This is a genomic window from Bradyrhizobium sp. SZCCHNRI1029 (assembly GCF_032487555.1).
Lineage (GTDB): Bacteria > Pseudomonadota > Alphaproteobacteria > Rhizobiales > Xanthobacteraceae > Bradyrhizobium.
Map to the genome: position 1 here is coordinate 552503 of NZ_JAUEUK010000001.1, position 24544 is coordinate 577046.

Annotated in this window: 25 protein-coding genes; 6 read left to right on the forward strand and 19 right to left on the reverse strand. The window is 66.5% G+C overall.

The features are described from left to right. Positions 1–67 precede the first annotated feature (67 nt). Entirely contained in the window at positions 68–706 is a 639-nt protein-coding gene (locus tag QW861_RS02610) for a helix-turn-helix domain-containing protein (protein WP_315749866.1), read from the forward strand. Positions 707–728: 22 nt separating this feature from the next. Here the strand turns inward: QW861_RS02610 and QW861_RS02615 are convergent, their stop codons facing one another. From QW861_RS02615 to QW861_RS02635, 5 genes are all read right to left on the reverse strand, one after another. Then, complete coding sequence (locus QW861_RS02615; protein ID WP_315712536.1) at positions 729–935, reverse strand: hypothetical protein; 207 nt, start codon at positions 933–935, stop codon at positions 729–731. 193 nt (positions 936–1128) lie between these two features. Further along, positions 1129–2574: a cytochrome c oxidase accessory protein CcoG gene (ccoG, locus tag QW861_RS02620; RefSeq protein WP_316173881.1), complete on the reverse strand. Its 1446-nt coding sequence runs from the start codon at positions 2572–2574 to the stop codon at positions 1129–1131. Positions 2575–2611: 37 nt separating this feature from the next. Then, complete coding sequence (locus tag QW861_RS02625; protein ID WP_315827454.1) at positions 2612–2815, reverse strand: DUF2892 domain-containing protein; 204 nt, start codon at positions 2813–2815, stop codon at positions 2612–2614. Positions 2816–2915: 100 nt separating this feature from the next. Beyond that, positions 2916–3317, reverse strand: coding sequence for a thioredoxin TrxC (gene trxC / locus QW861_RS02630; RefSeq protein WP_316192671.1), 402 nt, complete (start codon positions 3315–3317; stop codon positions 2916–2918). After that, a complete protein-coding gene (locus tag QW861_RS02635) occupies positions 3314–4600 on the reverse strand; it encodes an FAD/NAD(P)-binding oxidoreductase (RefSeq protein WP_315712541.1) in 1287 nt (428 codons plus the stop codon). Before QW861_RS02635 ends, trxC begins: the two co-directional genes overlap by 4 nt. Positions 4601–4720: 120 nt before the next feature. Between QW861_RS02635 and QW861_RS02640 the strand changes: the two genes are divergently transcribed. The 4 genes from QW861_RS02640 to QW861_RS02655 all read left to right on the forward strand — a co-directional run bounded on the left by QW861_RS02640 (position 4721) and on the right by QW861_RS02655 (position 9719). After that, positions 4721–5020, forward strand: a complete 300-nt coding sequence (locus QW861_RS02640) for a metalloregulator ArsR/SmtB family transcription factor (protein WP_315750038.1) — start codon at positions 4721–4723, stop codon at positions 5018–5020. Between the two features lie 126 nt (positions 5021–5146). Continuing rightward, the gene (locus QW861_RS02645; protein ID WP_315712542.1) at positions 5147–6136 is read left to right on the forward strand and encodes an efflux RND transporter periplasmic adaptor subunit; all 990 of its coding nucleotides are present in this window, start codon (positions 5147–5149) and stop codon (positions 6134–6136) included. Then, a complete protein-coding gene (locus tag QW861_RS02650) occupies positions 6133–9354 on the forward strand; it encodes an efflux RND transporter permease subunit (RefSeq protein WP_316192672.1) in 3222 nt (1073 codons plus the stop codon). The genes QW861_RS02645 and QW861_RS02650 overlap by 4 nt, the downstream gene beginning before the upstream one ends. Before the next feature lie 8 nt (positions 9355–9362). After that, entirely contained in the window at positions 9363–9719 is a 357-nt protein-coding gene (locus QW861_RS02655) for a carboxymuconolactone decarboxylase family protein (RefSeq protein ID WP_315712545.1), read from the forward strand. 8 nt (positions 9720–9727) lie between these two features. Here QW861_RS02655 and QW861_RS02660 read toward each other — a convergent pair whose 3' ends face one another. Genes QW861_RS02660 through QW861_RS02685 form a run of 6 tightly spaced genes read right to left on the reverse strand, consistent with a single transcriptional unit; the run spans position 9728 to position 17187 of the window. After that, positions 9728–10942: a M20 family metallopeptidase gene (locus QW861_RS02660; protein ID WP_316192673.1), complete on the reverse strand. Its 1215-nt coding sequence runs from the start codon at positions 10940–10942 to the stop codon at positions 9728–9730. A gap of 17 nt (positions 10943–10959) precedes the next feature. Continuing rightward, the gene (gene nikE, locus QW861_RS02665) at positions 10960–12534 is read right to left on the reverse strand and encodes an ABC transporter ATP-binding protein (RefSeq protein ID WP_316192674.1); all 1575 of its coding nucleotides are present in this window, start codon (positions 12532–12534) and stop codon (positions 10960–10962) included. After that, entirely contained in the window at positions 12531–13361 is an 831-nt protein-coding gene (locus QW861_RS02670) for an ABC transporter permease (protein WP_315712549.1), read from the reverse strand. The genes nikE and QW861_RS02670 overlap by 4 nt, the downstream gene beginning before the upstream one ends. Then, positions 13354–14301 carry an ABC transporter permease gene (locus QW861_RS02675; protein ID WP_315712550.1) on the reverse strand — a complete coding sequence of 316 codons (948 nt, stop codon included), beginning with the start codon at positions 14299–14301 and terminating at the stop codon, positions 13354–13356. Before QW861_RS02675 ends, QW861_RS02670 begins: the two co-directional genes overlap by 8 nt. Positions 14302–14317: 16 nt before the next feature. Beyond that, positions 14318–15868, reverse strand: a complete 1551-nt coding sequence (locus tag QW861_RS02680) for an ABC transporter substrate-binding protein (RefSeq protein ID WP_315749861.1) — start codon at positions 15866–15868, stop codon at positions 14318–14320. Further along, on the reverse strand, positions 15868–17187 hold the full coding sequence (locus QW861_RS02685; protein WP_315749859.1) for a M20 family metallopeptidase: 1320 nt from the start codon (positions 17185–17187) through the stop codon (positions 15868–15870). The genes QW861_RS02680 and QW861_RS02685 overlap by 1 nt, the downstream gene beginning before the upstream one ends. Before the next feature lie 66 nt (positions 17188–17253). On the opposite strand from QW861_RS02685, the gene QW861_RS02690 reads away from it, so the two are divergent. Then, a complete protein-coding gene (locus tag QW861_RS02690) occupies positions 17254–18030 on the forward strand; it encodes a GntR family transcriptional regulator (RefSeq protein WP_315749857.1) in 777 nt (258 codons plus the stop codon). A gap of 12 nt (positions 18031–18042) precedes the next feature. On the opposite strand, the gene dhaK is transcribed toward QW861_RS02690, so the two are convergent. Genes dhaK through QW861_RS02730 form a run of 8 tightly spaced genes read right to left on the reverse strand, consistent with a single transcriptional unit; the run spans position 18043 to position 24540 of the window. Then, positions 18043–19032 carry a dihydroxyacetone kinase subunit DhaK gene (gene dhaK, locus QW861_RS02695; RefSeq protein ID WP_315749856.1) on the reverse strand — a complete coding sequence of 330 codons (990 nt, stop codon included), beginning with the start codon at positions 19030–19032 and terminating at the stop codon, positions 18043–18045. Beyond that, entirely contained in the window at positions 19029–19481 is a 453-nt protein-coding gene (locus QW861_RS02700; protein WP_315712557.1) for a hypothetical protein, read from the reverse strand. Before QW861_RS02700 ends, dhaK begins: the two co-directional genes overlap by 4 nt. Then, complete coding sequence (ptsP, locus tag QW861_RS02705) at positions 19478–21097, reverse strand: phosphoenolpyruvate--protein phosphotransferase (RefSeq protein ID WP_315749855.1); 1620 nt, start codon at positions 21095–21097, stop codon at positions 19478–19480. The genes QW861_RS02700 and ptsP overlap by 4 nt, the downstream gene beginning before the upstream one ends. A 2-nt stretch (positions 21098–21099) precedes the next feature. Then, on the reverse strand, positions 21100–21402 hold the full coding sequence (locus tag QW861_RS02710; protein ID WP_315749853.1) for an HPr family phosphocarrier protein: 303 nt from the start codon (positions 21400–21402) through the stop codon (positions 21100–21102). 12 nt (positions 21403–21414) lie between these two features. Continuing rightward, complete coding sequence (gene dhaM / locus QW861_RS02715) at positions 21415–21813, reverse strand: dihydroxyacetone kinase phosphoryl donor subunit DhaM (protein ID WP_284416623.1); 399 nt, start codon at positions 21811–21813, stop codon at positions 21415–21417. Next, positions 21810–22421, reverse strand: a complete 612-nt coding sequence (dhaL, locus tag QW861_RS02720) for a dihydroxyacetone kinase subunit DhaL (protein WP_315749852.1) — start codon at positions 22419–22421, stop codon at positions 21810–21812. Before dhaL ends, dhaM begins: the two co-directional genes overlap by 4 nt. Positions 22422–22424: 3 nt before the next feature. After that, the gene (locus QW861_RS02725; RefSeq protein WP_315749851.1) at positions 22425–23435 is read right to left on the reverse strand and encodes an ABC transporter ATP-binding protein; all 1011 of its coding nucleotides are present in this window, start codon (positions 23433–23435) and stop codon (positions 22425–22427) included. Then, on the reverse strand, positions 23428–24540 hold the full coding sequence (locus QW861_RS02730) for an ABC transporter ATP-binding protein (RefSeq protein ID WP_315712564.1): 1113 nt from the start codon (positions 24538–24540) through the stop codon (positions 23428–23430). Before QW861_RS02730 ends, QW861_RS02725 begins: the two co-directional genes overlap by 8 nt. Positions 24541–24544 lie beyond the last annotated feature (4 nt).

Sequence of the window (24544 nt, forward strand, 5' to 3'; positions counted from 1 at the left end):
GACAACAGGCCGAGTTGATGGACGCCCGCGCAGGTCCGAGAACCGTCCTCAGGCGAGGCGCCGCAACATGCGCGCCGCCGACCGCGAGCGCGTGATCGTGGATGAAGCGATCCGCTTTTTCGCCGAGCGCGGCTTCGAAGGCCAGACGCGGGAGCTCGCCAAGCGCATGGGCATCGCGCATTCGGTGATCTACCGGCACTTCCCCAGCAAGGAAGCCCTGATCGAGCGCGTCTATCAGGAGGTCTATCTCAGCCGCTGGTCGCAGGACTGGGGCCCGCTGATCCGCGATCGCAGCCTTCCACTCAAGGCGCGACTGACCGGCTTCTATCTCGACTACGTGGCACGCGTGTTCGAATACAACTGGGTGCGGATCTTCGTGTTCTCCGGCATGAAGTCGTTCGGCATCACCGGCCGCTATCTCGACCTCGTCCGGCACGAGATCATCGAGCCTGCCGCGATCGAGCTGCGGCATGAACTGCAGCTGCCAGACGCCGCCACCTGCCCTCTCGGCAGCCGCGAGACGGAGATGTTCTGGGGACTGCACGGACGCATCTTCTATCTCGCGATCCGAAAGTTCATCTACGAGACACCGGTTCCATCAGATCTCGAGCAAACCGTGCGTGATGCGATCGACCTCTTCATGGACGGCGCCAGACTGGCGCTCCCTCGGCTCCTGCGCGACGATCAGGCCGGACCAGCACGATGATCCGGCCCGTCGTCGATGACCGTCACGCCGTCCGGCCGCGCCCGCCCTTGATCTTCGCGGCGACGAGATAGGATAGCGGCATGGCGACGACGAATCCGACCAGCGCCGCCAACGGCAGGTCTTTCATCGGACTCGCGACCAGCCCCTGCACCGTCAACAATGCCGTCACCGCGCTGCCTGCCAGCACCGTGCCCAGCATGACCCAGATGAGAATTGCGACCTTGAACATCTGTCTTTCTCCGTCAGTAGGAAAGCTTCCGATCCCTTGACGCGAGAATGCTCTGCCTGCGGCTTCCGAGCGGCATTGATTTGGAACAACCGGACTCGGCAATCGAGGGAGGAGCGACCTGCTCCTCCCTCGATCAGTCCGTATAAGCCAACGGCCTATCGCTGGCGCCTCGCAATCGGCGAACGACGATGGTCTATCGTGTCGCCGGAACGAAGTGATCGCGCTTGCTGACCGACGTCCCGGTCGCCGGATCCGTGATCTTGATCTCGATGTCCACCGGCGCGGAGGGAAGGTCGGCCCCCTTGGCCTCGATCGACATGCGGATCTCGCGGGTCTGATCCTGGCCGACGTCGATCACCATACGACCGTCCTGCTCGCGCGTTTCGCCGGCCACCGTCACCTTGGCGTTCGGAAGCCCCACGACGTCCAGCACGAAGTCGCGCGGCCCGCGCTTGTTGAGCAGACGAACCGTGTAGTCGTTGCGGACGCCGCCATCCGACAACTGCACGAACAGCGGGTTACGTTCATGCAGCACGTTGATGCCCATCGTGCCGCGCGTCACCAGCGAGTACAGCATGATCCCGCCGACGATCGCGATGAAGGTCGCATAGATGATCGTGCGCGGTCGGATGATCCGGTAGATCTCGGGCTTGCCTTCCTTGCGGCGCTGGACGTTGATGTCGGTGTCGTAACCGATGAGGCCCGTCGGACGGCCGATCTGGGTCATCACGCTGTCGCAGGCATCGATGCACAGGCTGCACTGGATGCAGCCGAGCTGGATGCCGTGGCGGATGTCGACGCCGGTCGGGCAGACGTTGACGCATTGATGGCAGTCGATGCAATCCCCGGCGGGTGCGCCCTGCAGCCGTGCGGCTTCCGCCTTCTTGACCGACATGCGCGGCTCGCCGCGGTCGCCCTTGTAGGTGACGTTGAGCGCCCACTCGTCGGTCAGCGCCGCCTGGATGCGCGGCCACGGGCACATGTAGATGCAGACCTGCTCGCGAGCGTGGCCGGCGAACACATAAGTCGTCGCCGTCAGGATGCCGATCCAGAGATAGGCGGTGAACGGCGCCTGGAAGGTGGCGAGGTCCTTCACCAGGGTCGGCGCATCGTCGAAATACAGCACCCAGGCGCCACCGGTCCACCAGCCGATCATGATCCAGAGGAAATGCTTCAGCGCGGCCTGGCGGATGTGGGTGAAGGTCCAGCCGCGCTTGTCGCTGAGCATGCGCTCACGGCGGTCGCCCTCGGCCCAGCGCTCGACGGCGTAGAACAGGTCGGTCCACACCGTCTGCGGACAGAGATAGCCGCACCACAGCCGGCCGGCGACCGCGTTCATCAGGAACAGGGCGACCGCCGCGATGATGAGCAGGCCGGTGAAGTAGTAGACCTCCTGCGGCCACAGCTCGATGAAGAAGAAGTAGAACCGGCGATGCGGGAAATCGACCAGCACCGCCTGGTTCGGCATGCCGGGTCCGCGATCCCAGCGGACGAAGGGCAGCAGGTAGTAGATGCCGAGCGTGATGCACAGGATCGTCCACTTGATGCGCCGGAAGCGGCCGTGCACGGCCGCCGGATAGACCTTGTCGCGCGCCTTGTAGAGCGGCCCGACGATATAGGTTTCGTCCGAGTCAGCCATGATATCCCCGCTTCATCTTGCCGTCCTTCCGACCGATTCAGGAGAACGCGTTGCCGCTTTTGAGCCCCAGCTTCTTGAAGACGATCGCCGCCGGGCAGAAGCCCGTGAACGAGGCCTGGATCATGTTCACGCCCGCAAAGGCCGCCAGCAAGAACCAGTAGGGACTGACGTACCAGCCCAGCGTCAGGCTGAGCAGGACGACGACGCCCGCGAAGGTGAGAACTGCTTTGTCGACGTTCATGACATACTCCTTCATGGTTGCATTTGAGCGTAATCAAGCAAGTGCCGGCCCGGCCGTACGGCTACTGCCGCAGGCCGGACAGTGTCCAGGCGACGATTCGTTACGAGTCCATCGCACCCGAGATTCGCGCCAGCTCCCGCCCCTGCTGCAGCAGCAGCATGGTCGGAATTCCGGAGATGCCGAACCGCGCCGACACCTCCGGCGCCTCGTCCGAGTTCAGCTTCAGAAGCTGCACACGCGGCTCCAGCTCTTGCGCAGCGCGCGCGAACATCGGCGCCATCGCACGGCACGGGCCGCACCACGGCGCCCAGACGTCGACGAGCAGCGGCAGACTGCTGTGCGCGACATGGCGTTCGAACGCGGCCTGGTCGACCTCGATCGGATGGCCGCTGAACAGCGGCGTATGACACTTGCCGCATTTCCCCTGCGTCGGCGCCCGGTCCGCGGGCAGACGGTTGATCTGCCCGCAATGGCCGCACACGATCTGCAAACCGTTGCTCATGTGCCGGTCCTGACTTCCTTGATCTTGGCGATGTTGAGCCGGTCGAGCAGGAACTTTTCGTAGAACGGCTCGGGCGTCCCGCGCCTCATCTTGCGCAGGAAGTACTTCTCGAAGGCGACCTTGGCATAGTGCACCCACTCTCCCTTCGACGACCAGTTGACGTTGCGCGGCGGGATCTGCGGCTGGGCCAGGAAGGCGACGCCGGAATCGCCGAAATCGGCAAGACAGATCGCGTTCCAGGTCGGCTCGGCCTTTGGCTCCTGGCCGCGCAGCAGCGCCCCGATGTTCAAGGCCGTCGCCGTCACCATCGATTCGATCATGAAGCCGGTCTTGGGCACGCCGACCGGCACCGGCGTCGGCCCGATCGGCGGAATCGCAACGCAGACGCCGATGGCAAACACGTTGGGGAAGGTCGGATTACGCTGATGCTTGTCCACGACGACGAAGCCGCGGGGATTGGTGAGCTTGTCGATGCCGCGGACGGCTCCCACGCCGCGAAAGGCGGGCAGCATCATCGAATAGGCAAACGGTAGCTCGTGCGTCTTGCGGACGGTGCCGTCGTCGGCGACCTCCTCCACGAACATGCGGCCATCCTCGACCTTGGTGACGCGCGCGCTGGTGATCCACTTGATGTGCTTTTCGCGCATCTCGCTTTCCAGCAGACCCTTGGTGTCGCCGACGCCGTCGAGGCCGAGATGGCCGATATAGGGCTCGGAGGTCACGAAGGTCATCGGCACCTGATCGCGCATCTTGCGCCGGCGCAGCTCGGTTTCCAGGATGAACAGGAATTCGTAAGCGGGGCCGAAGCATGAGGCGCCCTGTACCGCACCGACGATCACGGGCCCGGGTTTCTCGGCGAGCCTGTCAAAGGCCGCCTTGGCATGAGCGGCGTGGTCGACGTGGCACACGGATTGCGTATGCCCATCGGGTCCAAGCCCCGGGATTTCGTCGAAGGCGAGTTCGGGACCGGTGGCGACGACGAGATAATCGTATGCCACCATGCCGCCGTCCGTCAGCTCGACCTGGTTCTCGGCCGGATGCACGCGCTTGGCGCCCTGCGTCAGCAGCCGGATGCCCTTGCGCTGCATGACGTCGACCAGATCGATCTCGATCTCGTCGCGCTTGCGCCAGCCCACGGCCACCCAGGGGTTGGATGGCACGAAATGATAGGAGGAGCCCTGCGAGACGACGGTCACGCGATCCTCCTTCCTCAGTTGCGGCAACATTTCATAAGCCATCAGCGAGCCGCTCAGCCCCGCCCCGATCACCACGATTTCCGCCATTGGGATCCTCCATCCGCACTTGATTCATTCTTGCTTCATGTCACCGCGGCGCCGCCGCCGGCCTTGACTATATATTCGAATATCTGTATATACGCAACTATGAAAATTAACGCTGACATCATGGAGGCGGCGGCGGACCAGGCCAGCGACCTGCTGAAGGCGCTGTCGAACCGCCATCGCCTCCTGATCATCTGCCAGCTGGTCGACGACGAGCGGTCGGTCGGAGAACTCGCCGAGTTTCTCGGCCTGCGCGATTCGACCGTGTCGCAGCACCTGGCGCTCCTGCGCAAGGACGGCCTGGTCACCGCCAGGCGCGAGGGGCAGACGATCTACTATTCGATCACAAGCGATCCGGCCCGCGAGGTCCTCAAGACGCTCTATCAGGTGTACTGCGGGCCGAGACCGTTACCGAGACTATGAGGATGCCGGACCGGCATCTTGACCGATATCAAACGGGAACTCCCATCCAGGTGAGATGTCTGCAGCCGGCTGCGGACGGCTCGCCCGAACCTCACAAATCGAATCAAACCAGACAGGAATAGGCTGATGCGCAGATTATCGGTCCTGAGCTTGATCGCCGCGATGGCGTGGCAGGCAGCGCCGGCCCTTGCGGAGACGCTGACGGTGGCGCCGCGGCAGGTCGCCGACGAGAAGGCGGTGTTCGCGACGGTGGAGAGCATCAGCGTGGTCCCTGCCCGCGGCCGCATCGGCGGCACCATCGTGCAGCTTTCGGTGCGCGAAGGCGACCCGGTCAGGCGCGGCCAGCCCATCGCCTTGATCGGCGACGACAAACTGGCCCTGCAGATCAAATCGCTCGACGCCCAGATCGAAGCGCTGCAGGCGCAAGCTAACCAGGCGCAGATCGACTTCACCCGCACCGAGGGCCTCGTCGAGCGCGGCACCCTGCCCCGCATCAAGCTCGACGAGACGCGCACGGCGCTGAACGTCGCCGAGAACGGGCTGCGGGCCAAGACCGCCGAGCGTGCCGTGGTCAACCAGCAGATGACTGAGGGCCAGGTGCTGGCTCCCGATGACGGCCGCGTGTTGAAGAAGCTGGTTGCCGTCGGATCTGTGGTTCTGCCCGGCGATCCCGTGGTCACGGTGGCGCAGCAGAACTTCAAGCTGCGACTGCGCGTGCCCGAGCGCCACGCTCTCTTTCTCAAGGCCGGCGACAAGGTCCGGGTCGACGGTGCCGAGTTCGGCGACAGCGCCGACAAATGGGGGGTGATCGACCTGGTCTATCCGCAGATCGAGGAAGGCCGTGTCGTGGCCGACGCGATCGTCTCCGGTCTCGGCCAGTATTTCGTCGGCGACCGGCTCCGGGTCTGGATCTCCGGCGGCCAACGCGATGCCTACGTGATCCCGCAGCGCTACGTCACAACGCGGTTCGGCATCGATTATGTCCAGTTGCAGCAAGGGACGCAGAAGGTGAGCGTTCCGGTGCAGCGCGGCCGCGCTCTGCCGAGCGCCGATCTCCCCGATGGACTTGAAATCCTGTCCGGCCTGCGCGCCGGCGACCAGTTGGTGCAGCCGTGAAACTCGGACTCTCAGGCAAGCTTACCCAGGCGACCATCGCCTCGCCGCTGACGCCGCTGTTTCTGCTCGCGGCGCTCGTGGTCGGCCTCATCGCCGTCGTCGTGATCCCGCGCGAGGAAGAGCCGCAGATCAGCGTGCCGATGGTCGACATCCGCGTCAACGCCGACGGCCTGCGTGCGCCTGACGGCGTCGAGCTCGTGACCAAGCCGCTGGAGACCATCGTCAAGGCGATCGATGGCGTCGAACACGTCTACAGCCAGACCGAGGACGACCGTGTCATGGTCACCGCGCGGTTCCTGGTGGGGACCAAGTTCGAGGACGCGATCCTGCGCGTCCACGAGAAGCTACGCGCCAACCTCGACCGCATCCCCGTCGGCATTCCCGAGCCGCTGATCGTCGGCCGCGGCATCAACGACGTCGCCGTCACCGTGCTGACGCTGTCGCCGAAGCCGGAAGCCGCCGGGCGCTGGTCGGACAAGGACCTCTACGAGCTCGCCGACAAGCTGCGTGCGGAGCTGACCAAGGTCGACAATATCGGCCTGACCTATATCTCCGGCGGCGGCGCCCAGCAGATCCGGGTCGAGCCCGATCCGGAAAAGCTGTCGCTGTTCGGCGTGACTCTGCAGCAGCTCGTCGCCAAGGTGAAGGACGCGAACCGCTCGTTCCTGGCCGGAGACGTTCGCGACCGCGGTATCGTGCGCAATGTCGCCGCGGGCCAGACGCTTACGGGCATCCCGGACATCGGCCTGCTGCTGATCTCGACGCGCGACGGCCGTCCCGTCTATGTGCGCGACGTCGCCACCGTCGTCATCGGCCCCAACCTCGCAGAGCATCGCGTCTGGGATGACGCCCGCAACGACAAGGGCGACTGGCACCGGGTGCCGGCGGTGAGTCTTGCGCTCGCCAAGCGCGCCGGCGCCAATGCCGTGGTGGTGTCTCACGACATCGCGCAGCGCCTCGAAGGGCTGAAGGCCAGTCTCATTCCGAGCGACGTCGCAGTCACGGTGACGCGCGACTACGGCGAGACCGCCAACGAGAAGGCCAACGAGCTGCTGTTCCATCTCGGCCTCGCCACGATCTCGATCGTCGTGCTGATTGCGGTCGCCATTGGCTGGCGCGAAGCCCTCGTCACCTTCGTGGTGATTCCGACCACGATCCTGCTGACGATGTTCGCCGCCAATCTGATGGGCTACACGATCAACAGGGTCAGCCTGTTTGCCCTGATCTTCTCGATCGGCATCCTGGTCGACGACGCCATCGTCGTGGTCGAGAATATCGCGCGCCATTGGGGCATGCATGACGGCCGGCCGCGCCTGCAGGCCACCATCGAGGCGGTCGCCGAAGTCGGCAACCCCACCGTTGTCGCGACCTTGACCGTGGTCGCCGCCCTGCTGCCGATGCTGTTCGTGTCGGGACTGATGGGCCCCTACATGGCGCCGATCCCGGCCAACGCCTCGGCGGCGATGCTGTTCTCGTTTTTCGTCGCCATGGTGGTGGCGCCGTGGCTGATGCTGCGGCTGGCGCCGAGGTCCACCAGCGCCTCGGCGGACTCTCATGACGCGCATGGCGAAGGCCGTCTCGGACGCATCTACCGCAGCGTCGCGCGCCCGATCGTCGCCAGCAAGCGCTCCGCCTGGATCTTCCTGCTCGGCGTCGGCATCGCCACCTTGCTGTCGATGACGCTGTTCGCCACCAAGTCCGTCACCGTCAAGCTGCTGCCGTTCGACAACAAGTCGGAGATCGCGGTGATGGTCGATCTGCCCGAAGGCGCGAGCCTGGAGGATACCGAGCGCACGCTGTTCGCGGCCGCCGACATTGCGCATGGGCTGCCGGAGATCACGACCGTGCAGAGCTATGCCGGCACGGCGGCCCCGTTCAACTTCAACGGTCTCGTGAGGCACTACTATCTGCGGGAGCGGCCCGAGCTCGGCGAGCTCCAGGTCAATCTCGCCGCGCGCGGCGACCGCAAGCGCGCGAGCCACGACATCGCGCTCGAGCTGCGCCAGCGGCTGAAGAGCATCCCTGTGCCGGCCGGCACCAGCATCAAGGTGGTCGAAGTGCCGCCCGGGCCTCCGGTGCTCGCCACCCTGCTGGCGGAGATCTACGGTCCGGACGCGGCGACCCGGCGCGCCGTCACCACCGAACTCAAGAAGGTCTTCGCCGACGTTCCCTTCATCGTCGACATCGACGATTCCATCGGTCAGCGCCGGCCGCGGCTGCGACTGTCGATCGACCAGGACAGTCTCGAATTCTTCGGTGTCGAGCAGCGCGACGTCTACGACACGATCCAGACGCTGTTCGGCGGCGTCTCGGTCGGCTACTCGCATCGCGGCGAAGACCGCAATCCGATCGAGATCGCCGTGCGTCTGCCGAAGCACGACAAGAGCTGGAGCCAGGCCCTGGCATCGACGCCGGTGCCCGCCAACACGGTGCCCGGCAGCAAGACCGTCGTCGAACTCGGCCAAGTCGTGAAGGCCACGATGGAAGAGGGGTCGCCGATGATCTTCCGCCGCGACGGCCGCTTTGCCGACATGGTGATGGCAGAACTCGCCGGCCGCTTCGAGGCCCCGCTCTACGGCATGCTCGCGGTCGCCGACCGGATCGACGCCCATGACTGGGGCAAGCTGCCGAAGCCCGTGATCGGCTTCCACGGCCAGCCCAAGGACGAGTCCCGTCCGACGCTGCTGTGGGATGGCGAATGGGAGATCACCTACGTGACCTTCCGCGACATGGGCGCCGCATTCGGCGCGGCCATCCTCGGCATCTACGTTCTGGTCGTGGCGCAGTTCAAGAGCTTCCGGCTGCCGCTGGTGATCCTGACGCCGATCCCGCTGACCCTGATCGGCATCCTGCTCGGCCACTGGTTGCTGGGCGCGCCGTTCACGGCGACGTCGATGATCGGCTTCATTGCTCTGGCCGGCATCATCGTCCGCAACTCGATACTGCTGGTCGACTTCATCCGGCACAGTGGCGGCGAGGGCAAGACCCTGCGCGACGTCGTGTTGGAGGCCGGCGCCGTGCGCTTCAAGCCGATCCTGCTGACGGCGCTCGCGGCGATGATCGGTGCTGCGACGATCCTGCTCGACCCGATCTTCCAGGGGCTGGCGATCTCGCTGCTGTTCGGCCTGGCCTCCTCCACCCTGCTCACCGTACTCGTGATCCCCGCGATCTACATCGCACTGCGCGAGCCCGGCAAACCCACCACGAAGATGTCGTAGGAGCTATCATGACCAAGCTGTACAGCGAGATCTGCAAGGACATCTCGGGTAACCTGAAGACGCTGCGCAAGGACATTCCGGACGTCATGCAGGGCTTCTCTGCACTGGCGAGGGCCGCCGCCGCTGATGGCGCGCTCGACAAGAAGACCAAGGAGCTGATCGCGCTGGCGATCGGGGTTGCCGTTCGGTGCGACGGCTGCATCGGCTTTCACGCGGAGGCGCTCGTCCGTCTCGGTGCAAGCCGGCAGGAGGTCGAGGAGACGCTCGGCATGGCGATCTACATGGGCGGCGGACCGTCGTTGATGTATGCCGCCGATGCGATTGCGGCGTTCGAGCAATTCCAGCAACAGGCAGCCGCCGCCTGAGCGCGGGTTCAGCCGCAGATATCGAGAATGGCCAGCATGTAGATGCGGATCATGTCGAGATAGTCGGGAATGTCGACGCGCTCGTCCGGCATCGTGTTGTAGCGGCCGCCCGGTCCGCAGACGATGCCCTCCATGCCGCCATAGGTATAAAGATGGCCGGCATCGGTGCCATAGAAGCAGCTCGGCGTCACCGGGCCTGTCGGCTGGGCGGCGCCGCGCACGACACGATAGGCATTGTTGACCGCACGGACGATCGGGCTGTCCGGTGCGACCTCGAACGGCGGCATGGTCGGCACGCCGGCGCGGTCCTCCGACATCAGATGGGCCTTCAGGCCGGGAAAACGCCCCTCCAGCGCATCGAGCTCGCGCCGCATGTCCGCGAGCGCGCCCTGCTCGGTCTGCCCAGGAGCGTAACGACCGGAGCCCTTGATGCGGACGAAATCCGCGACCTGCGGCGTCCGCCATTCGTGCAACTCACGACCGAGCGCGCCGTGCACGACGCCGACATGGACGCGATTGATGGCCTCATGTGCCGGCAAACGCGCGCCGGAGAACCGCATCGCATTGAGGCGCGGAATGAGATCGCAGGCGGCGGTGATGGCGTCCACCGCCTCCTCGCGCTTCGACAGATGCCGCGTGTTGCCGACGAGCTCGATGATGAACATGAATGCCGCGGCATGCATCGTCATCGCCTTGAGGTCGGTTGGCTCGGAATTGATGAAATAGTCCGCGCGCAGCCCCTGCTCCAGCAACGAATAGGTGCCGACTCCGCCTTGCAGCTCGCCGACCACATAGGTCAGAACGACATCACCCCTCAGCCTGACGCCGGCCTCGATTAGCGTCTTGACCGCGCAGAAATAGGCGGCGTCGCCGGCCTTCATGTTTGACACGCCGATTCCGTAGACGAAGTCGTCGTCCACCTTCCCCGCCCAGGGATCGAGGGTCCAGCCCTCGGTCACCGGATTTGTATCGACATGGCCGTTGAAGAGCAGGCTCTTGCCGCCGCCGGTGCCGTGCCAGCGGCCGACCGCGTTGACACGGCCCTCGGCCCCGAACGGGGCGACCGCGGCATCCAGGCCGATCGCGCTCATCTGTTCAGCCATGAAGGTCGCGAGCTGCTTCTCGCCCTCGGTCTTCGAATAGCTCTTGTGCTGAACCATGCGCGACAGCAGCGCGAGCGAAGCTGGAATGTCGATGCGGGCGAGCAGGTCGTTGCGATCCATGGGGGCAATCCTTGCGGTCAGCCAACGGGCGCTGGCGAGGCCGCCATCAGCTCGCGGGTGTAAGGGTGAACGTCGTCTGCGCCGAAGGCATCGACGGCACGGCTGTCGACCAGCCGGCCGTGGCGCATCACGACGATGCGGTGCGCGATCTGCCTGATCAGGTTGAGATCGTGGGTGATGAAGAGATAGGCCGCACCCGTCTGGGCGCGCAAAGCCAGCAGCAGCTCGATGATCTGGGCCTGGACCGAGACGTCGAGCGGCGCCGTGATCTCGTCGCAGATCACCAGGCGCGGCCGCGCCGCAAAAGCACGCGCGATCGCGACGCGCTGCTTCTCGCCACCCGAGAGCTGGTGCGGCCAGCGCATGGCATACGACGCCGGCAGCCGGACCTGTTCGAGCAGGCGCGGCACGGCGGCGACGTCGCCGCCATAGAGCTTCAAGGGGCGCGACAGGATCTCACCGATCCGATGGCGCGGATTGAGCGAGGAATCCGGGTGCTGGAACACGATTTGGACATCGCGCCGATAGGCACGGTTCATATCACCGGCCCTGCGCAACGTTCGGCCGTCGAAGCTGATCGTGCCGTCGAAGCGGGCAAGCCCGGTGAGGGCGCTAGCGACGGATGACTTCCCCGAGCCGGATTCACCGACGAGGCCGACGATTTCGCCGGCACGGACGCGGACATCGACGGCCCTGGTCGCCGGTGACGGAGCCGCACGGAACAGCCCGCCCCTGCCGTAATGGACTTCGATGCCGCGTGCGTCCAGTACCAGGGCCGCGCCCGGCTGATCGTTCACGAGCCGCCGCTCCGGACGCGGCACGGCGGCGATGAGCGCCTTGGTGTAGGCGTGCTGCGGCGTCCTGAAGATATCAGACGCGGGCGCCTGCTCGACGATGCGGCCGTGCCGGATCACCGCGACACGATCGGCGACCCGGGTCATCATCGCGAGATCGTGCGAGATGTAGAGCGCAGCGACGCCCGTCTCCGCACGCAACCGCGCAAACAGCTCGATGATGCGGGCGCCGGTGATGACGTCGAGCGCCGTCGTAGGCTCATCGAACAGGATGACATCGGGCCGGCACCCAAAGGCCGTCGCGATGACTACCCGCTGCTTCTCGCCGCCGGAGATCTCGTGCGGATAGCGCCGCAGCACCGCCACGGGGTCGCGCAGCTCGACATGGCCGAGCAATTCGATCGCGAGGTTCCTGGCGGCCCGCGCATTCAGATCGCGATGACGCATCAGCGCCTCGGTGATCTGGCGGCCGATGGTCAATGTCGGATTGAGCGCGGTCGACGGATCCTGGAACACCATGCCGATGCGGCGGCCACGGACCGCGGTCAGTCGCTTCAGGCTGAGGGACCGCAGGTCGAGGTCACCCAGACACAGGGAGCCCGAGACCTCGCGGGCATTGGCCGGCAGATGCCGCATCAACGCCCAAGCCAGCGAGCTCTTACCGGAGCCGGATTCGCCGACGAGGCCGAGCACCTCGCCGGGCGCGATCTCGAGCGACACGTCACGCAGCACCTCCACAGCGCCCGCCGGGGTGACGTAGTCCAGCCCGTAACCAGTGATGGCGAGCGCCGGCTTCATCGATCGTCCCTCGGATTCAGCGCGTCGCGCAGGGCATCGCCGACGAGATTGAAGGCGATCGCCGACAGCGCGATCGCGGCCGAGGGCGCGATGAGGATCCATGGCGCCCGGTGCATGTATTGGCGCGCATCGGCCACCATCAGGCCCCATTCCGATGCCGGCGGCTGTGCACCCAGGCCGAGGAAGCTGAGCGTCGCGAACAGCATCACCGCAAATGACACCCGGATGGTGGCCTCGATGATGATCGGGCCCATCACGTTCGGAAGCATCTCGCGGAAAATGATCTGCGATGCCGCTTCGCCGCGCGCGATGGCGGCCTTGACGTAGTCCTGACTGCGCACAGCAAGCGCCACGGAGCGCGTGACCCGTGCCATGCCCGGCGCGAACGCAAAGGCAATCGCGATCACCGCGTTGACAGCCCCATTTCCGAGCGTGCTGACCAGCAGCAGCGCCATGAGGAGACCGGGAATGGCCATCACAGCATCGTTGGTGCGCATGATGAATTCGTCGGCCTTGCCACCGAGATAGGCCGATGCGACGCCGATCACGGCGCCCATCGCGCTGCCGGCGAGCGTCGCCGCGAGCGCCATCGGAACGGTGGCGCGCGCGCCGGACAGCAGCCGGCTCAGCACGTCGCGGCCGAACTGATCGGCGCCCAGCCAGTTCTGCCATCCCGGCGGGCGGAAACGGCCGAGAAAATCCATCTTCTCCGGCCCATAGGGCGCGAGCCACGGGCCGAGGATGCAGACGATGGCGAGGGCAACGAGCAGCATCACGCTGATCGCCCCCTGCGGCTTGCGGATCATCCTGCCGAGCAGCTCAGTCATAGCTGATCCGCCTGTCGAGCAGCGCGTAGACGACATCCGCCAGCGTGTTGGTGATCGCATAGGTGACCGCCATGATCATCGCGCCGGCCTGGATCGACGGCAGATCGCGGGTGGTGATGGCGATCATCAACGCCCGGCCGATGCCGGGAATGGCGAAAATCTCCTCGATGACGATGATGCCGCCCAGGAGATAGCCGACGTCGAGCGCGACGATGGTGATGACCGGCAGCAGCGCGTTGCGCATCACATGCCGCACCAGCACCGTCCGCTCGGGCAGGCCTTTCAGCCGCGCCGCGCGGACGTAGTCGGACTGCAGCACGTCCAGCGTCTCCGAACGCATCATGCGCATCACATGCGCGACGAGAATGACCGAGACGGTCAGGACCGGAAGGATCAGATGGCGCAGCGCCGGCCCGGCATCCTCCAGCGGCGACACGTAGCCGGTCGCCGGCAGCCATGGCAGAATGTCGGTCAGCAGCAGCGCGAGCACGGTTGCCGTGACGAACTCCGGCAGGGAGACCCCGAGATAGGCGACCACGCTGGTGGCCGTATCCGCCGGCCGCCCCTTGCGGAGCGCCGCGAAGATTCCGAGCGGGACCGCGATCAGGAGGGTGACGACGAGTGCGCCCGCTGCCAGCAGCAGCGAGCGCGACAGCGCCGTCAGCATCTCCGGCGCGACCGGCAGGCCGGTGCGCATGGAGACACCGAAATTGCCGATGGCCGCGTGCGCGACCCAATGCGTGAATTGCAGCCAGACCGGGTCGTCGAGCCCGAGCCGGCTGCGAATTGCGGCCAGCGCCTCCGGCGAAGCGTTCTCGCCAAGCAGCGTCTGCGCCGCGTCAGCCGGTAGCGCCTGTGTGATGGCGAACACCAGCACACTGACGACGACGACCGTATAGACCATCAGGAGCAGCCGCCGCAGCAGCCAGGCGAATGACACCGCTCGGATCCCCGCCTCAGCTGCGCCTGGGCGCGCCTGCGCCGAGCGAGACGAGATCGAGCCGAAACACCGATCCGCGCGGATGCAGCTGGTATCCTTCCACATAGGCGCGCTGCGCCGCCAGGATGTCGAAGAAGACCGGAATGACCGACGGCACCTCCTCGCTCATCATCGTCTGGGCCCGCGCATAGAGCGCGGCGCGATTGGCATCGTCGGTCTCGCTACGCGCCGCATTGACGATCTCGTCGAAGCGCGCATTGTTCCAGCGTGTCTCGTTCCAGGCGGCATCCGAGGTGTAGAGCAGCTTGAAGATCGCGTCGGCGGTCGATTGCATGTTGTAGAATCCGACGTAGAAATTGCCCTTCTTCCAGACCTGGTCGAGATAGGTCGCGTGCGGCATCGTCTGAACGTTGATGCGGAAGCCGGCCGGTGCCGCCATCTCACGGATCGCAACGCCAAGCTGCGTGCGCGTGTCCGGTTTGTCGGATGCCACCATCGTCAGGTAGATGCCGGAGGGATAGCCGGCATCGGCGAGCAATTGCCTGGCTTTCGCGATGTCGGGCTTCTTCAGCTTGCTGTCCTGATAGAACCGGTAGGCGGGGCTCAGCGGCGTGTCGTTGCCGGGCGTGCCGTAGCCGCCGGCCACGAAGCCGGCCATGGCCTCGCGATCGATGGTCAGCGCCAGCGCCTGGCGCACGCGAACGTCGTTGAACGGCTTCTGATCGCAGCCCATGTTGACGTTCAGAAACTGCCCCGAGGGGACCCGCACCGCCTTGACGCCGCTGGCCTTGCCGAGCCGCTCATATTCGCCGGGCGTGGTCGACAACATGAGATCGATGTCGCCCGAAATCAGAGCCGATGCTTCGGCGGTGCGGTCGGGATAGACGAGAATCTCGACGCGATCGAGCAAAGGCCGCGCCGGATCGTAATACGCCGGGTTGCGCTCGACGACGATCTTGCGGTCCGGCTCATAGGACACGAGCTTGAACGGCCCTGAACCATTCGCCTTTGTGGCGAGGCTGGCGAGATCGGCAGCAACGACTTTCGCAGGCACGATGCGCGCATTGTTGTAGGCGAGCGCGACCGGAAAATCGGCAAAGGCAACCGACAACGTGAACCGCACGGTCGACGCATCGACGGCAGCGACATCCTTGATCGGGCCGACATTGGTGCGCGCCGGTGATGCGGTCTTCGGATCGAGGATCGCCTTGAAGGTCGCGACGACATCCTCCGCCGTCAGCGGCGAGCCGTCGTGGAAGCTGAGATTGGGCCGCAGCCTGAACGTCCACTCGGTGAGCCCCGCGCCGGCCTGCCACGACAAGGCGAGGTCCGGCTCGACCGACATGTCCGGCTTCAACCGGGTCAAGTTGGAATAGAGCAGCTCGGTGATGAGGTATTCCGGATTGACACGCGCGAGCAGCGGATGAATGACCGCCGCGCCCTGGTCGACCGAGATCCGCAACACGCCGCCGTGCTTCGGCACCTCGGCAGAGAGAGAGACTTGCGGCAGAGCACCAAGCACGAGCGCGGAGCCGGCAAGGAAATGACGACGGGTCACGGACGGCATCAGGCGAAGTCCTTTTCAGGCGTGATGGCTTCGGGACAGAGTTCGGGACGGAACTCGGCTGCAAGATAGGCGAGCACCGATTTCGCCAATGCGACGATGTCGGCGAGCGTCGTGGATTCGCCCGGCGCATGAATGCGGCTATCGGGCCTGCCGAGGCCCGTGAGCAGCACCTCCTGCACGCCCGTGGCCTGCTGCACCCAGCCGAAATCGGAGCAGCCGGCCGCCCCCCAGCGAGCGAAGTCCTCCGCGGCATAGCCGAAGCCGGCCGACAGCGCCTGCTGCCAGCGCGGCCAATGCGGCCCGCCGGGATCGGATGTCGGCATCAGATGGCCGGTGAGGATGATCTCGACGTCGACGGCGCCGGCCGCCTGCCGGACGGCCGTTTCGATCTCGCGGCGTGCGGCGGCGAAGTCCTCCTCGGGCGCGTATCGGCGGCACAGGAGAATCTCGACCAGCGAGGGGATCTGTCCGCCGCATTGGCCGCCATGAATGGCTGAGATGTCGAGGCTCGCGGCGAGCGGTCCAGCCGCCTGCGGCGGTGGCGGCAACGCCGACGTCCGCTGCGCGATGACCGGCTCGAGGGCCGCGAGCGCATTGAGGATCGGCAGCGCCGCCTCGATCGCGTTGGCGCCGGCGCGGCGCTGCTCGCCGGCATGCGCTGCCTTGCCGTGAACCCGCACCGTGAGCGTGAACAGGCCGAAGCAGCCGGCCCAGATCCGCGGCATGGCGCTGCCGTTGAAATTCAGAATATGCCCTTCGAGACGGCCCTGCTCGGCAAGGTAACGCACGCCGGGATAGAGCCCTGCCTCCTCGTCCGTGCACAGCAGCAACATCGGATCATAGGCCAGCGGCAATCCGGTCTGCTGCGCGCCGCGGAGTGCGAGCAGCGCGGCCGCAATCGATCCCTTCATGTCGGCCGCGCCGAGTCCGATCAGACGGTCACCGTCGCGGCTCAGTTGCAGCGGATCGCTGGCCCAGCCGGGCGCCGCCGGTACCGTGTCCACATGGAAATAGAGCCCGAGCACCGGTCTGCCGGAGCGGCGCCGTGCGATCAGATTCGTCCGCGATCCGCGCGCGCCCGGTGCGCGCCATAGGTCCTCCGGAACGATCACGCGCTCGCTATCCAGTGCCAGCGGGGCAGCGAGCTGCTCCATCACGTCGGCAAATGCATCGTAGCCGGCCCCCGGAGGAAAGCTGGTGTCGACCGCCACCATCTTCCGCAGGTCCTCGACCGCCGTCTCGGCCATGGCGTCGATCGCGGCAAAAGCGCTGGCCAGGCTGCGCGCGCCCCGGTCCGCTGGAATGCCCTCAGAAATCATTTGCCGCCAGCTCTATCCTATATTCTATATAGAAATAAAATTCACAACGCGGCGTTTGTCAATTCCATGAAAAAGGCAGCTGTGGCCAGCAAAGCGGCAGACGGGGTGGGGGCGGGTCCAGGCGCGCTGCCGGTGCCGCTCTACGAGCATGTCAAGCGCCAGATCGCCGAGGCGATCCTGATCGGCGACATGCCGCCCGGCACAGTGCTGCCCGGCGAGGTCGCGCTCGCCAATCAATATGGCGTCGCCGTCGGCACTATCCGCCGCGCGCTGGCCGATCTCACCGCGGGCGGCATGCTGATGCGCCGGCGCAAGACCGGCACGGTGGTGACGGGCCGCGCGTCGCAGCATGGGCTCAGCTTCTTCTTCCGGTACTTCCGCCTGCTCGGCGCGGACGGCAGCCTGCTGCACTCGGAGGCCGAGGTGCTGTCGGTGACGACACGCGCCGCCGAGCCAGACGAAGCGGCGCTGTTCGCGATGGCCGAGGGCGAGCCGCTGCTGCATCTTCATCGCATCCGCCGCGTCGCTGGCGCGCCGGTGCTGCATTCGCGGATCTCGATGGTCGCGAGCCGCGTGGCGGGATTTCCGGCCGAGCCGAAGAAGGTCCCTGCCCTGATCTACCGGCATCTGCTCGAGGCCTATGGCATCCGGATCGCCGCGGTGCGCGAGAAGGTGACGGCGGAGGTCGCCACCAAGGAGGACCGCAAGCTGCTCGGCCTGCCCGCTCCGAGCGCCGTGCTGGTGATCGACGAGGAGGCCTACGACCAGACCGGCGCGCTGGCGATCCTCAGCCAGCACCGCGCCACGACGGCGCAACACTACTACTCGAACGAGATCCGCTGAGCACGTATCGCTTCAGCAGCCCCAGCGCAGCGCCGCGGTGTGCACCGGCGCGTCCCACAGTCCCAGCGATGCATCATCGAGCGCGGTCACGGTGAGCGAGCAGCCGGCCATGTCGAGCGAGGTGACGTAGGAGCCGACCAGCCCGCGCGCGATGGCGAGCCCGCGCCCTTCCAGGATGCGCCGCGCCGCATTGGCCATCACGTACAACTCCATCGCTGGCGTAGCCCCGAAGCCGTTGACCAGCAGCAGGCACGGAGTCCCGGGCTTCGCTGCAAGATCGGCCAGGATCGCGCCCATCATCTCCTCGGCGATGGCGTCCGCGGACGCCAGCTTGACCCGGCGCCTGCCGGGCTCGCCATGGATGCCGACCCCCATCTCCATCTCGTCCTCGCCGAGCGTGAAGGTCGGCTTGCCCGCGGCCGGCACCGTGCATGAGGTCAGCGCCACGCCCATCGAGCGGGTGCGCCTGTTGACGTCGTCACCAAGCGCCTTCAGCGCGTCGAGATCGCGGCCCTGCTCGGCCGCAGCACCCAGCATCTTCTCCACGATCAGCGTGCCGGCAACGCCGCGGCGGCCGGTCGAATAGGTCGAGGTCTCGACCGCGACGTCGTCGTCGGTAATGACGGTCGCGACCTTGCCCTCCATCATCTCCGCGGCCATCGCGAAATTCATCACGTCGCCTTCGTAGTTCTTGACGATGAACAGCGCGCCCGCGCCGGTGTCCACGGCCTGCGCGGCCGCGAGCATCTGGTCAGGCGTCGGCGAGGTGAAAACCTGGCCCGGACAGGCGGCATCGAGCATGCCCGGCCCGACGAAGCCGGCGTGGAGCGGCTCATGGCCGGAGCCGCCGCCGGAGATCAGCGCGACCTTGCCCGGTTTGAGGCTCTTGCGGCGAACGAACTTGTTGTCCTCGCCCAGCGTGACGATGTCGCCATGCACGGCGGCAAAACCCTGCAGGCTCTCGGTCAGCACGTCGGAAACGGCGTTGATCAGCTTCTTCATGGCTTCCCTCCCGGTTCGGCGTCGTCGTTGTTTTCGTTGGCTGAGATCAGCGCGGTGATGCCGCGCGCGACGCCGGTGATGATGCGGTCGGCATGGGCGTTGAGCGCGGGGTCGCCGAAGTCCGGCAGCTCGACCACGAGGCGCCGCATCGGCCGCTGCGCCTCGACCTCGTCCAGCCGGCCCGGATGGGCGGCGCGGTAGGCGGTCAGAAAAGCCTGCTGCTCATGCGGCGAGAAGTGACAGATGTGGAAGATGGTCTCGAGATGCTGCAGCGGGATCGGCGTCGCATAGGCCGGATTGACGATCTGCGAGATGAAGCTGCGATTCTTGCCGATCGCCTCCGCCAGCCGCTGCCGTGTACCGGAGGGACGGCTGTCGATCACCGCGCGCAGGATCGCCTTGTATTCGGCGAGCGGACTCGCGGCCCCCGATGCATCCTGGTCACTCATGCGCCCTCTTCCGCGGTCTTTTCCGTGCCCTTGGCGAGGTCAAGCTCGCGGATCGCCGCCTTCACCAGCGGCAGCAGGCCCGGCGCGACCGACAGCGCGCGCACACCGAGCTCAAGCAGCGCCGGCATGGCTCTGACATCACCGGCGGCGTCGCCGCAGATCGAGACTTCCACGCCCCGCGCGCGACCAGCGCGCACCACATGGGCAATCATCGCCAGCACCCCGGGATGCAGCACGTCAGCATAGTCGGCGACCTCGGCGCCGTCACGCGAAGCAGCGGTCGCGTATTGGGTCAGGTCATTGGTGCCGATCGAGAAGAAGTCCGCAGCGAAGTCATGCGCTGCCAACGCAGCAGCCGGCACCTCGACCATCATTCCGAAGGCCGGCGCGGCGAACGCGACGTTGCCGGCGGCCAAGTCGGCGAGCACGGCGCGGAGATGGCGACGCGCCACGTCCAGCTCCGCTGCATTGGTCACCATCGGCAGCATCACCTTGAGCGGTCCGAGCGCAGCGGCGCGAGCCAGCGCGCGCAGTTGAACGCGGAAGATCTCGGGGTGACGCAAGGACAGACGGAGGCCACGAAGGCCGAGAAACGGGTTGCTCTCGCCATCGATCGTGTAGCCCGGAATCGGCTTGTCGCCGCCGGCATCGAGCGTGCGGATCGTGACCGGCCGGCCTTCGGCCCAGCGCACGAGCTCGGCATAGGCGTGATATTGTGCCTCCTCGTCGTGAAGCAGGTTGCCGGTGAGAAACTCGGTGCGTGCCAGGCCGATGCCGTCGCAGGCTGCGGCCGGAAGCAGCGTCATGTCGGCAGGGCCGGAGATGTTGACGAGCACCGAGACGCGGGTGCCGTCGCGCGTCAGTGCCGGTTCGTGCTGGCGCGCGATCGCGTCCGCCTTGCGGCGCGAGGCGGTCGCATCCTCCGCCCGGGCGGCAGCGATACGCTGCGCACTGGGATCGGCAATGACGACACCGCGACCGCCATCGACCAGCAAATCCCCTGTCAGCTTGTCCCAATCGTGACCGAGCCCGACCACCATCGGCACGCCGCGGCTGCGCGCCAACATCGCGACATGGCTGGTCGGGCTGCCCTCGCCGAGCGCGATGCCCCCTCCATTCGTCCACTCGATGGCGAGGAAAGCCGATGGCGCCAGATCACGCGCAACGACGATCGCCCCCTTCGGCAACTTGCCGTTCTGCTGCAAGCCGAACAAGTGTCGCAGCACGCGATCCCGGATGTCGGCGAGGTCGCCGGCGCGGGCGCGGAAATATTCGTCCTCAGCGGACTCATACCCCGCCATCTCCTCCGCCATCGCCGCACGCCAAGCCGCATCCGCAGCGACGCCGCCCTCGATCTGGACGTAAGCCGCCTCGGTCAGCGCATCGTCTTCGAGCAGCGCGAGCTGAAAGCCGATCAGCTCGGCCGCGTCTCCCTCGAGCCTGTCGATCAGCTCGGCCACGGCCTCGCGCGCATGCGCGACCGCTACGGCGAGCGCTTCATGCTCCTCGGCGATCGCCCCTTTCGTCCGGCTGGCGCCCTCCAGCGCATGCAGGATCGCCGCGGGCCCGATGGCCATCCCGTCCGACGCCGCCCGCCCGAAGATACGCCGCTCCATCGTCACTCCTCGTCGAACTTGCGGTTCACCAGATCGACCAGCGCGGCGATGGCGGCCTCGGCATCGGTTCCATTGGCGCGCAGGAACAGCGTCTCGCCCTTGGCGGCCTTGACGCGCATGATCTTCACCGGGCTCTTGGCGTCGGTCCAGGGCCCGTCGGCCGCGATCGCGACTTCGATGCTCGACGCAAAGCGCTTGGCGAGCTGGGTCAGCTTGACCGAGGGCCGCGCATGCAGCCCGACCTCGTTGGTCAGCAGCGCGTGCGCCTTCGCTTCCTGCATGCCGATCTCTCCACCGTCAGCCATTGTCGTTCCCGCTCATCCGCCCATCAGCTCTTCGGCGGTCGCGCGCACCGCATCGAGCGGCGAGCCGCCGGAAGCTTCCGTCGCCGCCATCACGGCGCCCTCGACCAGCGGCGCGTTGCAGATCACGATGCGCTCGCGCCGCTCCTCCGGCATCATCTCCACCGCCATCTCGCTGTTGGTCTCGGCGCCGCCGAGATCGACCAGGATCGCAACGCCCGACTCCGACCATGCCTTGTCGATCGCGCCCATGATGGCGCCGACATCGGTGCCGAGCCCGCCATCGGCATTGCCGCCGACCGCCGCGAGCGGCACGCTGTCGCCGACCATCTGCCGGACCATGTCGGCCGCGCCTTCCGCCACCTTGGCGGAATGCGACACGATGACGATGCCGACATTCTTCTGCTCACTCATGCCCAGGCCTCATTGAATACGCCGCAGATCGCCTGCACCAGCAGGCTGGACGAGCGCGCGCCGGGATCCATGTGCCCGATCGAGCGCTCGCCGAGAAACGAAGCACGGCCGCGGATCGCCAGCATCGGCACCGTCGCGTCGGCGGCCTCGGCGGCGATTGCGGGCAGCCGGGAACTGAGATCGTCGCCACCGGCCGCAAAAGCGACCTGCACAGGGATCAAGACGTCGAGCATGGTCTTCTGCCCTGCTTCCGACTTGCCACGCGCTTTGACGTCCGCGATGGCGCGACCGAGCGCCGCCGCCGCTTCGGCGGCAGAGGGCTCTGATGGCAGCGCCTTGCCAAGTCCCATCGCCAGCGTGCCATAGAGCGGACCGGACGCACCGCCGACCTTCATCACCAGCGCCATGCCGACCGCCTTCAACGCCTCGGGAAGAGGCTTGGCGGAGATATTGTCCACATCGGCGAGCACGGCCTCGAAGCCGCGCTTCATGTTGAGGCCGTGATCGCCGTCGCCGATCGCCGAGTCGAGCGCGGTCAGCTCCTCCGCATGGGCGATGATGGCATCGGCCATCGCCACGATCACCTTGCGCTTGAACGCCTGGTCCATTGTCTATCTCACCCGCTGGCCCGCCCGGTCGAACAGCAGCGGCCGGGTGAACTCGATAGCGACGGAGTCGCCGACTTTCAATTCCGTATCCGGCTCCACCAGGCTGACGATGGTCTGGTCCTGCAGCGTGATATGCAGATGATTCTGATCGCCGAGATGCTCGATCCATTTCACCCGTGCGTCGGCACGGCTCTCGGCGCGCCGGACCGTCATGTGCTCGGTGCGCGCGCCGATCGTCGCGACGTCGCCCGGCACCGCAAGATCCGGAAACAGCCCGCGCGGCAGTAGATTGATGCCGGGACTGCCGAGCCGGGTCGCCACATAGGTATTGGCCGGATCCTCATAGACCTCCCGCGGGCTGCCGACCTGCACCAGCCGGCCCTGCTCGATCACGCCGATACGGTTGGCGAGCGTCATCGCCTCGATCTGGTCGTGGGTGACGTAGAGCATGGTGGCGCCGAGATCCTGCTGGATACGCTTGAGCTCGATGCGCAGCTCGGAACGCAGCTTGGCGTCGAGCGAGGATAGCGGCTCGTCTAGCAACGCGATCGCAGGTCTGCGCACCAGCGCGCGGCCGATCGCCACGCGCTGCATCTGGCCGCCGGAGAGCTGAGTAGCGCGGTTGCCGAGCTTGTCCTCGATCCGGAGCATCGCCGCGACGTCACCGACGATGCGCCTGATCTCAGCCTCCGCAATCTTGCGCACCGGCGAGCGCAGTGGGAAAGCCAGATTGTCGTACACCGACAGATGCGGATAGAGAGAATATTGCTGGAACACGAATGTGACGTCACGCGCGGCCGGCGTCGCCTTCGTCTGGTCGACGCCGCCGATGGTGATGCTGCCGCGATCCGGCATCTCGAGGCCGGCCACGAGCCGCAATGTCGTGGTCTTGCCGGCACCGGTCGGCCCGAGCAGCACGACGAGCTCGCCGTCGCGGATGGTCAGCGACAAATCCCGTACCGCCGGCTTGGAACCGAACGACTTGCTGACGGCGTTGAGCCGCGTCTCAGCCATGATGGCGCCCTCCTCTCACCGGCTGCTCATACAGCGCCGTGCGGACCGCGCGGCCCGTGGCGGCGTCGAACAGCGACAGCCGGTCGGCGCGGAAGCTGAGCCCGACCGGCTCCGCACGCTGCACCCGGACCGCCGCGGGCGCGCGCGCCTTGACGATGCCATGAGACGTCGTGACGGTGATGATCTGGGTGGTGCCGAGATATTCGGCGCCGAACACCTCGCCGCGCAGCCCGCCTTCGGCGCTGAGCGCCACCTGCTCCGGCCGCACACCGAGGACCAACTCGTCGCTCCCGGCATCCTCGCGCAGCTCGGGCACGCCGATCTCGGCGCCGTCGATCCGCACGCAGTTCGTGCCGGCGCCAAGCCTGCCCGCGAAGCGGATGAAGTTCATCGCCGGCGAGCCGATGAAGTCCGCGACGAACATGGTGGCGGGACGGTCGTAGATCTCCTGGGGCGTTCCGAGCTGCTCCACGACGCCGCGATTCATCACCGCGATCGTGTCGGCCATCGACATCGCCTCGAGCTGGTCGTGAGTCACGAACACGGTGGTGGCCTTGAGCCGGTCGTGCAGGGCGCGCAGCTCGCCGCACATGATGTGACGGAACTCCGCATCGAGCGCGCCGAGCGGCTCATCCATCAAGAACGCTTTCGGCTCGCGGACGATGGCGCGGCCGAGCGCGACGCGCTGGCGATCGCCGCTCGACAACCCGCTCACCGGACGGTCGATCAGATGGTCGATGCGCAGGATGCGCGCGGCTTCCTCGACCCGCCGCCGGATCTCCCCCTTGGGCACCCCCATCGAGACCAGGGGAAAAGCGATGTTCCGGCGCACGTTCATGTGCGGGTAGAGCGCGAACAGCTGGAACACCATGGCGATGTCGCGCTCGCGCGCGCGGCGGAAGGTGACGTCCTCGCCGCCGAGCCTGATCGCCCCCGAGGTCGGCAGCTCCAGGCCTGCAATCATGCGCAGCGTCGTGGTCTTGCCGCAGCCGGACGGACCGAGCAGGCAGAAGAACTCGCCGTCGGCGATCGTGAAGCTTGTGCCGCGCACGGCGGCAAAGCCGCCGAACTCCTTGAACAGATTCTCGATCCGGATCTCGGCCATGGCG